At 63.5% G+C, this 13,668-nt stretch carries 12 protein-coding genes and 1 CRISPR repeat array (1 of these 13 running past the window's edge); of the genes, 3 read left to right on the top strand and 9 right to left on the bottom strand.

The window, feature by feature from the left end:
• Positions 1-108 precede the first annotated feature (108 nt).
• The 5 genes from OU800_RS23390 to OU800_RS23370 form a co-directional block, all read right to left on the bottom strand.
• On the bottom strand, positions 109-1,419 hold the full coding sequence (locus OU800_RS23390; RefSeq protein ID WP_268179903.1) for an ABC transporter substrate-binding protein: 1,311 nt from the start codon (positions 1,417-1,419) through the stop codon (positions 109-111).
• Positions 1,420-1,646: 227 nt separating this feature from the next.
• Positions 1,647-2,552 (bottom strand): AraC family transcriptional regulator, encoded by a 906-nt coding sequence (locus tag OU800_RS23385; protein ID WP_268179902.1) that lies wholly within the window; start codon positions 2,550-2,552, stop codon positions 1,647-1,649.
• A gap of 61 nt (positions 2,553-2,613) precedes the next feature.
• Complete coding sequence (locus OU800_RS23380) at positions 2,614-3,675, bottom strand: PA0069 family radical SAM protein (protein WP_268179900.1); 1,062 nt, start codon at positions 3,673-3,675, stop codon at positions 2,614-2,616.
• A 72-nt stretch (positions 3,676-3,747) separates the two neighbouring features.
• Positions 3,748-4,251 carry a hypothetical protein gene (locus OU800_RS23375; RefSeq protein WP_268179898.1) on the bottom strand — a complete coding sequence of 168 codons (504 nt, stop codon included), beginning with the start codon at positions 4,249-4,251 and terminating at the stop codon, positions 3,748-3,750.
• A gap of 55 nt (positions 4,252-4,306) precedes the next feature.
• Positions 4,307-5,302, bottom strand: a complete 996-nt coding sequence (locus tag OU800_RS23370; RefSeq protein ID WP_268179896.1) for a bile acid:sodium symporter family protein — start codon at positions 5,300-5,302, stop codon at positions 4,307-4,309.
• A gap of 82 nt (positions 5,303-5,384) precedes the next feature.
• Here OU800_RS23370 and OU800_RS23365 point away from each other — a divergent pair, with 82 nt between their 5' ends.
• On the top strand, positions 5,385-6,176 hold the full coding sequence (locus tag OU800_RS23365; protein ID WP_268179894.1) for an AraC family transcriptional regulator: 792 nt from the start codon (positions 5,385-5,387) through the stop codon (positions 6,174-6,176).
• A gap of 211 nt (positions 6,177-6,387) precedes the next feature.
• Here the strand turns inward: OU800_RS23365 and OU800_RS23360 are convergent, their stop codons facing one another.
• Together OU800_RS23360 and prlC are read right to left on the bottom strand one after the other, a co-directional pair.
• Positions 6,388-6,651 carry a YheV family putative zinc ribbon protein gene (locus OU800_RS23360; protein WP_268179892.1) on the bottom strand — a complete coding sequence of 88 codons (264 nt, stop codon included), beginning with the start codon at positions 6,649-6,651 and terminating at the stop codon, positions 6,388-6,390.
• Positions 6,648-8,696 (bottom strand): oligopeptidase A, encoded by a 2,049-nt coding sequence (gene prlC / locus OU800_RS23355; RefSeq protein WP_268179891.1) that lies wholly within the window; start codon positions 8,694-8,696, stop codon positions 6,648-6,650. Before prlC ends, OU800_RS23360 begins: the two co-directional genes overlap by 4 nt.
• A gap of 128 nt (positions 8,697-8,824) precedes the next feature.
• On the opposite strand from prlC, the gene OU800_RS23350 reads away from it, so the two are divergent.
• Together OU800_RS23350 and OU800_RS23345 are read left to right on the top strand one after the other, a co-directional pair.
• Positions 8,825-9,367, top strand: coding sequence for a gamma carbonic anhydrase family protein (locus tag OU800_RS23350; protein ID WP_268179889.1), 543 nt, complete (start codon positions 8,825-8,827; stop codon positions 9,365-9,367).
• Positions 9,364-9,864: a GNAT family N-acetyltransferase gene (locus tag OU800_RS23345; protein ID WP_268179887.1), complete on the top strand. Its 501-nt coding sequence runs from the start codon at positions 9,364-9,366 to the stop codon at positions 9,862-9,864. The genes OU800_RS23350 and OU800_RS23345 overlap by 4 nt, the downstream gene beginning before the upstream one ends.
• Positions 9,865-10,147: 283 nt before the next feature.
• On the opposite strand, the gene OU800_RS23340 is transcribed toward OU800_RS23345, so the two are convergent.
• Together OU800_RS23340 and OU800_RS23335 are read right to left on the bottom strand one after the other, a co-directional pair.
• Entirely contained in the window at positions 10,148-11,434 is a 1,287-nt protein-coding gene (locus tag OU800_RS23340) for a HipA domain-containing protein (RefSeq protein WP_268179886.1), read from the bottom strand.
• The gene (locus OU800_RS23335; protein ID WP_268179884.1) at positions 11,431-11,682 is read right to left on the bottom strand and encodes a helix-turn-helix domain-containing protein; all 252 of its coding nucleotides are present in this window, start codon (positions 11,680-11,682) and stop codon (positions 11,431-11,433) included. The genes OU800_RS23340 and OU800_RS23335 overlap by 4 nt, the downstream gene beginning before the upstream one ends.
• A 207-nt stretch (positions 11,683-11,889) precedes the next feature.
• A CRISPR array of direct repeats spans positions 11,890-13,668; the repeat unit is 28 nt; unit sequence TTTCTGAGCTGCCTATACGGCAGTGAAC (it continues 114 nt past the right edge of the window).

The following is a 13,668-nucleotide window of genomic DNA, read 5'->3' as shown; positions in this document are numbered from 1 at the left end:
CTTTTTGTCCACCATTGGCGACATAGAGCGGTGGACAAGCTTCGCGTTGTCCACCCTACATACTTGGCGAATGGCGGCGCTAACCCACCCTGCGGGACGGCGGTTTGCTTACTTCGGATACCCGGCGCGTTTCATCTCCCGTGCCGTGCTCTGCTGCGCCGCCTGCAGCGCTTGCTCCGGCTGCATCTGCCCGGTGAGCGCGGCGGCGAACAGCTTGCCGACACTGGTGCCGATGGCCTGGAACTCGGGAATGGTCACTAGCTGGATGCCGACGTAGGGCACCGGCTTGGCGCTGGGGTTGGCCGGGTCGGCCTTCTTCAGCGAATCCAGGGTGACCTTGGCGAATGGCGCCGCCTGCATGTAGGCCTCGCTGTAGGTGGAGGCACGGGTACCCGGCGGCACGTTGGCCACGCCGTCGGTGTCGGCCACCAGCTTGGCGTAGTCCTTGGAGGTGGCCCAGGCGGCGAAGGTCTTGGCGGCGTCCTTGGCCTTGGAGCTGGTGGGAATCGCCAGCGCCCAGGAATACAACCAGGAAGCGCCCTTGTCGGTGACCTGGGTGGGGGCGAAGGTGAAGCCTACCGAGTCGGCCACCTTGCTCTGCGAGCTGTCGGTGACGAAGGAGCCGGCCACGCTGGCATCGACCCACTGCGCGCACTTGCCACTGTTGAACAGCGCCAGGTTCTCGTTGAAGCCGTTGCTGGAGGCGCCGGGCGGGCCGTACTGCTTCATGTTGTCGACATAGAAGTTCAGCGCGTTCTTCCACTCGCTGCCGGTGAATTCCGGCTGCCATTGCTCGTCGAACCAGCGGGCGCCGAAGGCGTTGGCCAGGGTGGTGATCAGCGCCATGTTCTCGCCCCAGCCAGCCTTGCCGCGCAGGCACAGGCCATAGATGCCCTGATCCGGCTGGTGCAGCTTGCCGGCGAATTCGGCGATCTGCTCCCAGGTCGGCTGCTCCGGCATCGTCAGGCCGGCCTGCTCGAACAGGTCCTTGCGGTAATAGGTGATCGAGGCTTCGGCGTAGAACGGCAGGGCGTACAGCGTGCCCTTGGCCGACAGGCCTTCGCGCACCGAGGGGAACACGTCGTCGAGGTCGTAGTCGGCCGGCAGCCCGGTCATCGGCGCCAGCCAGCCTTTCTCGCCCCACAGCGCCGCTTCGTACATGCCGATGGTGAGCACGTCGAACTGGCCGCCCTGGGTGGCGATATCGGTGGTCAGGCGCTGGCGCAGCACGTTCTCTTCGAGCACCACCCACTTCAGCTTGATGTCCGGGTGCTGCTGCTCGAAGGTCTTGGCCAGCCGCTGCATGCGGATCATGTCGCTGTTGTTGACCGTGGCGATGGTCAGGGTTTCGGCGCCCTGAGCAAGCACGGCGAAGGACAGGCAAGAGGTGGCCACCAGGGCCTTGATCGAGTGGTTCATGCTTGTGAACTCCTCTTCCGCGCCGGGGCGGCTACGGAAGAACGCTATTGTTTTTGTTTCGCTCGGGCCGGATTACACCCCCGCAAGGGCGTGCGAACAAATCCTTGAGCGCACAGTGACCGATACTTTTTTGCACTCTATGAGCAGTGAAAAACTGCCCGGACGGCAGACGAATCTGCCTGGCACTAGGCTTGAAGAGGAGGTTGCAGGAGAAGGCCGTGGCCGATTCAGTACAGGTTTTGCTCGGTCAGGCGTTGCACCACCAGCTTGCGATAACCCGAGGGCGTCATGCCCTTGAGCTGCTGGAAGCGGCGGTTGAAGTTGGAGATGTTGCCGAAGCCGGACTCGAAGCACACCTCGGTCACCGGCTTGTCGCTCTGGCTCAGCAGCTCGCAGGATTTGCTCACTCGCAGGCGATTGACGAACTCGACGAAGCCGCGCCCGGTGGCCTGCTTGAAGAAGCGCGAGAAGTAGGTGGGGGTCATGCCCAGGTATTCGGCCACTTCCTCCTGGCCGATGCCCTGGGCGTAGTGCTGGAAGATGTAGTCCACCGCGCGGTTGATGCGCTCGACATGCTGCTCGTCGCCCAGCTCCGAGGAGGTCAGGGTCGAGAGCAACTGGTAATCCTCGCTGGCGGCCAGCAGCTCCATGAGGATGAAGAAATGCCCCAGGCGGGTGATGCCCTGGCTGTCTGCGATCCTGCGCAGCAGCACGGCGGCCTCGCGTATCACCTGCGGGTCGCGGAACTCGATGCCGAACTGCGCGCGCGCCAGCAAGGGCTGCAGGGTCTTGAGCTCGGCGAACACCGCGCTGCCGCTTTCCAGCACCTCGTCGGTGAAGTTGACCAGCATGTCGCGGGTCTGCACCACCTCGCCGTCCGCGACCTGGCTGATCCAGTTGTGCGGCAGACCGGGGCCGGTGAGGAACAGGGTGTAGGGAGAGAAGTTGCCGATGTAGTCGCCGATGAACACCTTGCCCGAGCTGGCGACGATCAGGTGCAGCTCGTATTCCTTGTGAAAATGCCAGCGCACCAGCGGCGAAGGAAAGCCGTGCTGACGGTAGATCAGCGAATGGCCTTCGTGGTCGTCCATCAGCTCGTAGGACGGGTCGGCTACGCGGGAGGTGCGGGTCATGGGCTGCGTCGCTCAATGCCTCGTATTGCGACGTTTTAACATATCGACGGCGGACGCCAAGTCATAGCAGGCTCAATTGCAGCCCCGGCGGGCAGAACTGTGAACAGTCCAGCACCACGCGCTCGCGCTTGTCCAGGCCGAGCTTGCGCCGTGCCAGGCGAAAGCGCTGGGCCAGCAGCTCGGCGAACTGGCCCTCGCCGCGCATGCGGCTGCCGAAGCGGCTGTCGTAGTTCTTGCCGCCGCGGCTCTGGCGGATCAGGCTCATGACATGGGCGGCGCGCTCGGGGAAATGCACCTGCAACCACTCCTCGAACAAGCCGGCGATTTCCAGCGGCAGGCGCAGCAGCACGTAGCCGGCCGAGCGTGCGCCGGCATCGGCAGCGGCTTCGAGCAACGCTTCCAGTTCCATGTCGTTGATCATGGGGATCATCGGCGCGCACATCACGCTCACCGGCACCCCGGCTTCATGCAGCGTGCGCATGGCGCGCAGGCGGGCGGCTGGAGCGGCGGTACGCGGTTCCATGATGCGTTTGAGCTCGTCGTCCAGGGTGGTCAGGCTGAAGGCGACACTGACCAGGTTGTGGCTGGCCAGCTCGCTGAGCAGGTCGAGGTCGCGCAGGATCAGCGAGCCCTTGGTGATGATGCTCAGCGGGTGCTTGTAGCGCAGCAGGATCTCCAGCGCCTGGCGGGTCAGGCGCTGTTCGCGTTCGATGGGCTGGTAGGCATCGGTGTTGATGCCCAGGGCGATGGGCTGCGGCACGTAGCCCGGCTTCTGCAACTGCTCTTCCAGGCGCTCGGCCAGGTTGGTCTTGGCGATCAGGCGGGTCTCGAAGTCGATGCCCGGCGACATGTCCCAGTAGGCGTGGCTGGGCCGGGCGAAGCAGTAGATGCAGCCGTGCTCACAGCCTCGGTAGGGGTTCACCGAGCGGTCGAAGCCGACGTCCGGCGAGTCGTTGCGGGTGATCGCCGTCTTCGCCTTCTCCTTGCGCACCTCAGTGGCGCGGCTTGGTGGGGTTTCGTCCTGATACCAGCCGTCGTCTTCCTGCTCCGAGCGGGTCGGCGCATAGCGGTTGTGTGGGTTGCTGGCGGTACCGCGACCGCGCGTGGGCAGATTCAGGGCCATGGGAAACGCTCCATATACTGTATGGATGAACAGTATATGGATTGATCGATCCGCGCCAGTGCTGAGCGTCGCTCAGTCGTCCTCCTCGACAGGTGGAGGCGGCGGCGTGAACGGCTCGATCAGGTACTGGCGGCCATGGCGGCGGCAGTCTTCCAGGGTACCGTTGGCGTCACGACGGGTGACGAGGAAGGTGCTGCCCTGCGGATCATCGGCGTCGATCACGCCGGTCTGCAGATCGATGGCCTTGTTCAGATACCACTCGAATTCATCGTCAGACCAGTCGCTGCCGCCATGCCAGCGCAGGATCAGACCGCCCTCGCGCCAGTGCACGGAGGCGAACTGCATGCCATCCGGCCAGCGATAGCCGACCATGCAGAAGTGGTTGCGGCTGCCATAGGCCTTCTGCGACTGCAGCAGGACGCGCAGTTCGGGCTCCGGGTTCTGGTAGGGCGACGTGGTGGCGGTATCGAAGCGGGCGGTCATCCCGGCGTAGATCGAGGGGCCGAAATCGGTGGCGATGGCGAGCGGCGCGGCACCGAGCAGGGCCGCGCCGATCAGGTGTGCGAGCGTGCGCATGGACATCCTTGTGAGGGTGATCGACGCCCTGCACGCTAGCGCATTGCGGGGGTGTTCAGGAAGCCGTCCTGGCTTCGATCACCTCGGCTTCCGGGCGGCGCGCATAACGCTGCGCCAGCACCGCGCAGACCATCAGTTGAATCTGGTGGAACAGCATCAGCGGCAGGATCAGCACGCCGATGGTGCTGCCGGCGAACAGCACCTGGGCCATGGGCACGCCGGTGGCCAGGCTCTTCTTCGAGCCGCAGAAGAGGATGGTGATGCGATCTTCCAGGTTGAAGCCCAGCCACTTGCCGAGCAGGTGAGTGGTCAGCAGCGCCAGGGCCAGCAGCACGCAGCAGGCGAGCGTCAACGCCAGCAGGGTGATCAGTGGCACCTGCTGCCACAGTCCGCCGATCACCGCCGCGCTGAAAGCCGTATAGACCACCAGCAGGATCGAGCTCTGGTCGACGTACTTCAGCCAGTTCTTGTTCCTGTTGACCCAGCCGCCGATCCAGCGCTGGGCGATCTGCCCGAGCACGAAGGGCAGCAGCAGTTGCAGGCTGATCTTGCCGATGGCATCGAGGGTCGAGCCGTTGTCGCCGTGCACGCCCATCAGCAAGGCCACCAGTAGCGGCGTGACGAAGATGCCCAGCAGGCTGGACGCTGCTGCGCTGCAGATCGCCGCCGGGATATTGCCGCGCGCCAGCGAGGTGAAGGCGATGGCCGATTGCACCGTGGCCGGCAGTGCGCACAGGTAGAGCATGCCCATGAACAGCTCGGTACCCAGCAGTGGCTCCAGCAGCGGGCGCAGCAGCAGGCCGAGCAGCGGGAAGATGATGAAGGTGCAGGAGAACACCAGCAGATGCAGGCGCCAGTGCCCGGCACCGGCGATGATCGCCTGGCGCGACAGCTTGGCGCCATGCAGGAAGAACAGCAGGGCGATGGCCAGGTCGGTGACCCACTCGAAGACCGTGGCCACCTGGCCACTGGCGGGCAGCAGCGAGGCGGTGAGCACCACCGCGAGCAGGGTAAGGGTGAAATTGTCGGGCAGCAGGCGGGAGCGGGCCATGTTCGAGATCCGGTTGTTGTCAGACTGGCCCGGCCACTCTAGCCTGTGTCTTATCGACCGACTAACGCCATCAGGCCAGAGAATGTCGCTTAACGGACAAAATCCGCTGCCCGAACGTGCGGTACCGCGCCTGCCCCATCTGCCCAGGCCGCTCTATGCGCGCAACGAATCCCTGGCACAGGCGGTCAGCACACCGCGCCACAGCCACCCCTGGGTGCAGCTCTCCTATGCCCTGGAAGGGGTGCTGCACGTGCACAGCGCCGCCGGTCGTTTCGTCGCGCCGCCGCAGCGGGCGATCTGGATTCCCGCCGATCTCGAGCACGAAGTGATCAGCTCGCCGGGCACCGAGATGCGCAGCCTGTACATCGACTGCGCCGTCAGCGCCTGGGCACCGCCACGCTGCCGGGTGCTGGCCATCAACAGCCTGACCCGCGAGCTGATCCGAGGCTTCTGCGAGCTGCCGGTGGAATACGACGAGCAGGGCGCCGATGGCCGTCTGGCGCAGGTGCTGCTGGATCAGTTGCGCGCGGCGCAGGAGGTGGGGCTGTCCTTGCCGTTGCCGCAGGACGCGCGCCTGCTGCGCCTGTGCCGTGCTTTGCAAGAGCAACCGGATGACGGCCGCAGCCTGGCGCAGTGGAGCCAGGTGCTCGGTGCCTCGGAGAAGACCCTCAGCCGCCTGTTCCTGCGTGAAACCGGCCTGACCTTCCGCGCCTGGCGCCAGCGTCTGCGCCTCTTGCATGCCCTGGAGCCGCTGCAGCGTGGCGAGCGCGTCACCGACGTGGCCCTGAGCTGCGGCTATGACTCCACCTCGGCCTTTATCGCCGCCTTTCGCCAGCAGTTCGGCGCGACGCCGGGGGAGTTCTTTCGTGGTTGAGGCGGATGGTGCACTGAGACCTGTAGCCCGGATGCAATCCGGGGCTGACGCTGGCACGTCCTTCCCCGATTTCGTGGCATGACCCGCCGAAGGTGCCAGGCGCGCCATTGTTCGGTGGGTTACGCGGCGCGTGAGGTTCACAGGTGTTGGCGAGCCCGTGCCCGGCGCCGCTAACCCACCCTACGGTTCGGCGGCGGCCCGGGTTGCGTGGTTATTCGCTCGGCTTCTTCAGCTTGGGGTTGGGGAAGAACTGCACCGACTGCACCTTGGGATCGGCAGGCTTGGGCTTCAGGCCGCTGACGTTGACACGTGTCGGCAGTTCCTTGGGCACCGAGTTGCCGTTGGCATCCAGGGTATCGGCGTAGCCGCAGGCCACGCATTCGCGGTGCGGCACGCCGTCCTCTTCCCACATCTGGATCTTGTCCTGCTCGCTGCAGGCCGGGCACACGGCGCCGGCGATGAATCGCTTCTTCATGCGGCCTCCTGACTCAGGCCAAGGTGGCGCAGCAGGGCGTCGATGCTCGGTTCGCGGCCACGGAAGTCGACGAACAGCACCATTGGTTCCTGCGAGCCGCCACGGGCCAGAATGGCCTCACGGAAGGCGCGGCCGGTGTCGGCGTTGAACACCCCTTCTTCCTCGAACTTGGAGAAGGCATCGGCGCTGAGCACCTCGGCCCACTTGTAGCTGTAGTAACCAGCCGCATAGCCGCCGGCGAAGATATGCGCGAAGCCATTGGCGAAGCGGTTGTAGGCCGGCGGGCGCATCACCGACACCTCGCGGCGCACGCCTTCGAGCACGTCCAGCACGCTGCGACCGTCGCCATGGGTGGCGTGCAGCTCGAAGTCGAACAGGGAGAACTCCAACTGGCGCACCATCATCAGCCCGGACTGGAAGTTCTTCGCCGCCAGCATCTTGTCCAGCAGGGCCTGCGGCAGCGCCTCGCCGGTTTCATGGTGGCCGGAAATCAGCGCCAGGCCTTCCGGTTCCCAGCACCAGTTCTCCATGAACTGACTGGGTAGCTCGACTGCGTCCCAGGCCACGCCATTGATGCCCGAGGCACCGGCATGCTCGACGCGGGTCAGCAGGTGATGCAGGCCGTGGCCGAATTCGTGGAACAGGGTGGTGACCTCGTCGTGGGTCAGCAGCGCCGGCTTGCCGCCGACCGGCGGGGTGAAGTTGCACACCAGGTTGGCCACCGGGGCGATCAGCTTGCCCTGGGCATCACGGCGCTTGTCGCGCGCGCCGTCCATCCAGGCGCCGCCGCGCTTGTTGGCGCGGGCGTAGAGATCGAAGAAGAAGCGCCCGACGTGCTGGCCGTTCTCGGTGATCTCGAACAGGCGTACATCCGGGTGCCAGGTGTCGAAGTCTTTCAGCTCGCGAATCTCGATGCCGTAGAGCTTGCGCACGATGGCGAACAGGCCGCTGAGCACCTTGTCCACCGGGAACCAGGCGCGCACCTCTTCCTGGGAAATGCTGTAGCGCTGCTGGCGCAGCTTCTCGCTGTAGTAGCCCACATCCCAGCTCTGCAGATCGTTCAGGCCACGCTCGGCGGCGAAGGCCTGCAGCTCGGCCAGATCCTGCTCGGCGAAGGGCTTGCTGCGCACCGCCAGGTCACGCAGGAAGCTCAGCACCTGCTCGGTGTTCTCGGCCATCTTGCTGGCCAGGCTCAGCTCGCTGTAGTTGGCGAAGCCGAGCAGGCGCGCCAGCTCCTGGCGCAGGTCGAGAATCTCGCTCATCAGCGGGCCATTGTCGTTCTCCCCGGCATTTGGCCCCTGGTCGGAGGCGCGGGTGCAGTAGGCGGCATACACCTCTTCGCGCAGGGCGCGGTCGTCGGCGTAGGTCATCACCGCGTAGTAGCTGGGGAATTCCAGGGTGATCAGCCAGCCGTCCAGACCCTTGGCTTCGGCGGCCTGCTTCATCTGCGCCTTGGCCGAGTCGGTCAGGCCGCTGAGCAGGGCTTCGTCGGTGACCTGCTTGGTCCAGGCCTGGGTGGCGTCGAGCAACTGGTTGGAAAATTTGCTGGTCAGCTCGGACAGACGCATCTGGATTTCGCCATAGCGCTTCTGCTGCTCGACCGGCAGATCGATGCCGGACAGGCGGAAGTCACGCAGGGCGTGCTCGAGGATGGTCTTCTGCGCCACGTCGAAGCCTTCGGCTGCCGGGCTCTTGGCCAGCGCGTCATAGGCGTCGAACAGCGGCTTGTTCTGGCCCATTTCGGTCCAGTACTGCGACAGCTTGGGCAGGCAGGCTTCATAGGCGGCGCGCAGTTCGGGGCTGTTGCACACCGCGTTGAGGTGGCTCACCGGGCTCCAGGCGCGGCCCAGGCGCGCGCCCAACTCGTCCAGGGCCAGCACCAGGCCGTCCCAGCTCGGCTTGGCCTGCTGTTGTTCGAGCAGGGTGACGATGGCAGCGCGGCTGTCGGCCAGGATCTGGTCGATGGCGGGTTCGACGTGTTCCGGTTTGATCTGCGAATAGGGCGGCAGGTCGAAGTCTTGCAGCAGGGGGTTGTTCGCGGTCACGACGAGATACCTGTGGCGAAGGAAGGCGGTGTTGAGGTGGCTGGCATCCGAGAATCCAGCATGCTGACAACAGACATGGGGGCATCTTAATTACAATCAAGCTTTCTCGCAGCCCAGGAGCCTCTATCGTGGCCATTCGCAAATACCAACAGCACCTCCCGCAACTGGGCGAGCGCGTCTTCGTCGACGCCAGCGCCGTGGTCATCGGCGACGTGGTGCTGGGCGAGGACAGCTCGGTGTGGCCGCTGACCGTGATCCGTGGCGACATGCACCGCATCCGCATCGGTGCGCGCACCAGCGTGCAGGACGGCAGCGTGCTGCACATCACCCACGCCGGCCCGTTCAACCCGGAGGGTTTCCCGCTGATCATCGGCGACGAAGTGACCGTCGGGCACAAGGTCACCCTGCATGGCTGCACCCTGGGCAACCGCATCCTGGTGGGCATGGGCAGCATCGTCATGGACGGTGCAGTGGTCGAGGATGACGTGATCATCGGCGCAGGCAGCCTGGTGCCGCCGGGCAAGCGCCTGGAAAGCGGCTATCTGTACGTCGGCAGCCCGGTGAAACAGGCTCGCCCTCTGACCGACAAGGAGCGCAACTTCTTCAGCTACACGGCGGGCAACTACGTGAAACTCAAGGATCAGCACCTGGCCGAGGGGTACGACCAATGAGCGACGCACTGATCATCCGCCCCATCGAGGCTGCAGATTTCGACCAGGTCTGGCCGATCATCCGTGACGTGGTACAGGCGCAGGAAACCTACGCCTATGACCCCGACATGGATCGTGAAACAGCCTGGAAACTCTGGGTCGAGCTGCCGCGCGCCACCTTCGTTGCCGAAGAGGGTGGGCAGATTCTCGGCACCTACTACATCAAGGCCAATGCCGCCGGGCCCGGCGACCACGTCTGCAACTGCGGCTATATGACCGCCCCAGCCGCACGTGGTCGCGGCATCGCCAGCCGGCTCTGCGCCCATTCCCTGGAAGTGGCGCGCGAGCTGGGTTTCAGCGCCATGCAGTTCAACAGCGTGGTGGCCACCAATACGGTGGCCGTGGCGTTGTGGCAGAAGCACGGTTTCGAGATAGTCGGCACCCTGCCCAAGGCCTACCGTCACGCTCGGCATGGTTTGGTGGATTGTTATGTGATGTATCGCAGTTTGCTGGATTGAGGGGGCGGCAAAACGCGCCTGCGCATAAACCGAGCCGATAAGTAGCCTGGGTTGAGCACCGCGAAACCCGGGAAACGCTGCCCCGGGTATCGCTCCGCTCCACCCAGGCTACAGGCCTGACGCCGAACATCGACGCGAACAGCCCGCCGGGGGCTGTCTGTGCGGCAGTGCGCTGTACAGCAAACCGCCCAGCAAGCAGTCTCATGAATCGCCATTTTCTTTATGCGTCGAGCGCTGAGTGCTACGCGTAAAGAAAATGGCGATTCTTTATGCACCTCAGTGTTTATTGCAGCCGAGCGGCCTGCTCCGCTACCAGCGCCCGAATTGCGCGCAGGCAACGCATCTCACCAGCAAAGGTGGCGCGTAGCTCTGGGCGTTCGGCTGCCAGCCCGGCATTTTCCCGCTCTGTCTGTTCCAGCAATTCGTCGGCGTGCGCGACGATGCGCCCCTGCATGCGCTGCAACTGCGCGTTGGCCGGGGAGCGTTTCAGGCCCAGCGCTTCGGCGGCATCGAGCAGGTGCTGGCGGTCGATACGTGCCAGGTGCGATTCGCCGAGGAGCGGCCAGGCCAGGGTGGTCGCCTGCGGCCAGCGATCCTGCTCGAAGGCGCGGGTTTCGTAGACGGCGGTGCTCAACAGGTCATAGAACGGCGCCAACTGCTGGCCGCGTGGGCCGACCAGAAAGCTGATGTTCTTCAGATGGGCGTCGGTATTGCCGATCAGCAGGTTGAACAGCAGCCAGTTGAACAGACGGGTACGCGCCACTGCCGGAGCTGTGGTCAGCCCCAATAGCTGAACCAGGCGTTCGATGCTGCCGGCCTGGTACTTGAAATGACGATCCAGGCCGAGCATCTGGCAGGCGTCGATGCTGTGCAGGCGTTGCCAGGTGTCGCCCTGTGCCTGGCGGTCGAAGCGCTCGATCAGATAGACCGGCTGGGGCACGTAATGACGGCTGACGTTGGGCACGGCCACACCGACGCGGGCGGCCAGGCGCATGCAGAACCACTCGTTGATCACCGAATGGGCGAAGGCGCGCTCGGGGTGATCCGGCTTGAGAATATGCGTCGAGGGTGCGTCGCCGACCGGTTCATACAGCTCGCCGCCTTTGAGCACCACGGCCAGCTTGTGCTGGGCGCCAGCCAGGGACATGCGCTTGCGGGCTGCGTGGGTCAGTGGCAGGCGCGGCATGGCGGCGATGCGCCTGGCCAATGCTTCGTCCGTCAGGGCGCGCAGTTCGCCTGTCGGCAATGTCTCGCCCGGCGGCAGCAGGGTCAGGGAACCGGCCGATTCGGCGCCGTAGTACGCCAGCAGGGCGAAGGCGTCGCTGGCCTCCAGGCGGGCATCGGCAGCCAGCAACTGGCGCTGGCCCTCCTCGGGCAGCAAGTTGTCGAAGTACCACTGCACGGGGCGCTGGCTGCTGTTGTCGAGGATGGTGCCTCGTGCCCGTGGCAGGTTCGGGCAGAGGTCGAAAGCGCCCCAGTCGTGCGCATAGCGGAAACTCCACACGCCATTGTCGTCGTAGAGATGCCCCATCAGGCGATCACCGATCCAGGCCAGCAGCTCGCGTTTCATGCTTCAGGCTCGCCGGGCAGTTTTGCCACCTCATCTGGCAGGTCGACGATCAGCCGCAGGCCGAGGCCATCGAGCACCTGGAACAGTTTGCCCCACTGCACGCTCTCGCTACCTCGCTCCACCTTGCCGAGGAAGTTCTCGCTGACACCGATGCTGCCAGCGGCGTCATCCTGGCGGATGTTCTGCGCCTTGCGTGCCCGGCGTATCAATTCGCCCAGTTCGGCGGCGCTCTTGAGTGTGGTTTGCATCTGAAATCCTCATTTTCGTGAGGATTTTGGCGCGGAATGCCTTCTTGATCAATAAAATCCTCATGTTTGCGAGGATTTATGGCTGGATAGCCTTGCTATTAACGATATCCTCATGATCGTAAGGACTATCACTTGTGGGCGGCAGCCAGGGTTTTATGCCAGCGCCAGACCTCGTCGGTTGGGGCGCTGGAACTGGCTGGCATACTGTTTCTGAGCTGCCTGTGCGGCAGTGAACAAGAGCGGCGGATTCTGACTCTGCAGGTCGTTTTTCTGAGCTGCCTATACGGCAGTGAACAAGTGCCGTGATGCTGATGTGTGGCCGGGACTTTTCTGAGCTGCCTATACGGCAGTGAACAGCCAGCGCGGAGACGGACACGAACACGCCCATTTCTGAGCTGCCTATACGGCAGTGAACCCACCAGCCCCCGCACGTCCGGGCCAGACTGATTTCTGAGCTGCCTATACGGCAGTGAACGGGGGTTGTAGGGCGCGGGGGTACAACATGCATTTCTGAGCTGCCTATACGGCAGTGAACCAGGACGGCGTGACGCACTCGGCCGACGAATATTTCTGAGCTGCCTATACGGCAGTGAACGACGTTGCGGGTGGGGTAGTGATTCCTGACGATTTCTGAGCTGCCTATACGGCAGTGAACGCCGCATGTTCCGAACGAACACCCGTGCTCGTTTTCTGAGCTGCCTATACGGCAGTGAACTTAATCACCGATGCGAACCCTAAGCGCGCATTTTTCTGAGCTGCCTATACGGCAGTGAACTCCAAGGGGTAAGCTTGAAAGGACATGCGGTCTTTTCTGAGCTGCCTATACGGCAGTGAACCTCCAGCGCCTCCACCAGCCCCCGCACGTCCGTTTCTGAGCTGCCTATACGGCAGTGAACGAGGTCTATCTAGAAGATGAAAGGGACATGGCTTTCTGAGCTGCCTATACGGCAGTGAACAGCCACATCGCTATCGGGCTCTGCCATGTCGTTTTCTGAGCTGCCTATACGGCAGTGAACGTGCTTGTTGATCAGCGCCTTAGCCTCAGCCCTTTTCTGAGCTGCCTATACGGCAGTGAACCGGCCCATTACCGTCATCCCGCCCGGCGTGCATTTCTGAGCTGCCTATACGGCAGTGAACAATGCAGTGGTGTAATTACCGCCAGTTCCCTCTTTCTGAGCTGCCTATACGGCAGTGAACGACGCTCAAGCAGTAATGCAGGAAATGGTCGATTTCTGAGCTGCCTATACGGCAGTGAACTTTCACTGATGCCGATTCGATGAGTCGGCATTTTTCTGAGCTGCCTATACGGCAGTGAACAACCTGCCCAGCGGCAAGGCCGAGGCACGCACTTTCTGAGCTGCCTATACGGCAGTGAACTGGCCAGGGGCTGGCACAGGGTCGGCGCCGTTTTTCTGAGCTGCCTATACGGCAGTGAACGAACAAACCCAACAGCCTCAAGCAGCACCTCATTTTCTGAGCTGCCTATACGGCAGTGAACTTGGTCAGTTGCTATATCGATCAGCTGTCAGTTTTCTGAGCTGCCTATACGGCAGTGAACGATTCCCGCCTGGCGCCGCTGTATGTGCGCCTTTTCTGAGCTGCCTATACGGCAGTGAACCTTTCATGGTGCTGTGCCTCGGTTGTGAGAGATTTCTGAGCTGCCTATACGGCAGTGAACCGCTCTGCGCGTGGTGTACGAGCTGGCCGACCATTTCTGAGCTGCCTATACGGCAGTGAACCTGGTCGCCTTGGCCTCACTGGCATGCATCCATTTCTGAGCTGCCTATACGGCAGTGAACAAGGAAGGCCAGAGCGCCATCCAGAAAATGCATTTCTGAGCTGCCTATACGGCAGTGAACAGCTGTTGAAGGTCATGGGGCCGTCGGCGCTGTTTCTGAGCTGCCTATACGGCAGTGAACACAGAGACCTTGTTTCAATCGAGTCTGAGCACTTTCTGAGCTGCCTATACGGCAGTGAACTTCCTGT

It is taken from the genome of Pseudomonas sp. GOM7 (assembly GCF_026723825.1).
Lineage (GTDB): Bacteria > Pseudomonadota > Gammaproteobacteria > Pseudomonadales > Pseudomonadaceae > Aquipseudomonas.
Note: the sequence above shows the minus strand (reverse complement) of the source record. Positions and strands in the feature narration are given on the sequence as shown.

Excerpts from the sequence above, each read along its gene's own strand:
- OU800_RS23365 (WP_268179894.1), top strand. The coding sequence starts at position 5,385 with ATGTCGCTTAACGGACAAAATCCGCTGCCCGAACGTGCGGTACCGCGC.
- OU800_RS23360 (WP_268179892.1), bottom strand. The coding sequence starts at position 6,651 with ATGAAGAAGCGATTCATCGCCGGCGCCGTGTGCCCGGCCTGCAGCGAG.
- OU800_RS23390 (WP_268179903.1), bottom strand. The coding sequence starts at position 1,419 with ATGAACCACTCGATCAAGGCCCTGGTGGCCACCTCTTGCCTGTCCTTC.
- OU800_RS23375 (WP_268179898.1), bottom strand. The coding sequence starts at position 4,251 with ATGCGCACGCTCGCACACCTGATCGGCGCGGCCCTGCTCGGTGCCGCG.
- OU800_RS23335 (WP_268179884.1), bottom strand. The coding sequence starts at position 11,682 with ATGCAAACCACACTCAAGAGCGCCGCCGAACTGGGCGAATTGATACGC.
- OU800_RS23340 (WP_268179886.1), bottom strand. The coding sequence starts at position 11,434 with ATGAAACGCGAGCTGCTGGCCTGGATCGGTGATCGCCTGATGGGGCAT.
- OU800_RS23380 (WP_268179900.1), bottom strand. The coding sequence starts at position 3,675 with ATGGCCCTGAATCTGCCCACGCGCGGTCGCGGTACCGCCAGCAACCCA.
- OU800_RS23370 (WP_268179896.1), bottom strand. The coding sequence starts at position 5,302 with ATGGCCCGCTCCCGCCTGCTGCCCGACAATTTCACCCTTACCCTGCTC.
- OU800_RS23345 (WP_268179887.1), top strand. The coding sequence starts at position 9,364 with ATGAGCGACGCACTGATCATCCGCCCCATCGAGGCTGCAGATTTCGAC.
- OU800_RS23385 (WP_268179902.1), bottom strand. The coding sequence starts at position 2,552 with ATGACCCGCACCTCCCGCGTAGCCGACCCGTCCTACGAGCTGATGGAC.